General features: G+C 42.0%; 1 protein-coding gene. It reads right to left on the bottom strand.

Annotated features, from left to right (window positions below; all coding sequences use genetic code 11):
* Positions 1 to 424, bottom strand: a 424-nt coding sequence (locus MMO38_RS16715; RefSeq protein ID WP_241324200.1) for a phage major capsid protein, incomplete at both ends; no start/stop codon positions are given.

Consider the following 424-nt stretch of genomic DNA (forward strand, 5'->3'; position numbering starts at 1 on the left):
TTAGATCAATTAGGTTATCGCCATTAAAAGTTCCAGCAGTACCAGAACTCAGTTGTTGGATCGTTCCGAATGGACGAGTTTTATCATCCGTCGCTGCAAAAGGATTATTTAGAATACCTTTAGGCTTGTTAATTCCATCACCCAGCAAGAAAGCTAAGCCTTCTTTTTCTGCAAACTCACGAGCAACTTCATCTTGTAGCCATGTTTCAACATTAAAGAAAACATCATCTAGTGAGGTTTGTGTGGCTTGTGGATTGGCATAAATCTCACCCATGGTAGCCATAATTTGTTGTAATGTTGGTGTACCTGTTTCAGGACGTGCGGCTGTCTCACCAACCCAGCCACTACCCGCACCACCCAAGCTGACTAATTTTTTATAGTCAGATGTACTTACGGTGATTTGATTACACACTTTGCGCATTGG

Source organism: Acinetobacter sp. NIPH 1852 (assembly GCF_022549455.1).
Classification (GTDB): domain Bacteria; phylum Pseudomonadota; class Gammaproteobacteria; order Pseudomonadales; family Moraxellaceae; genus Acinetobacter.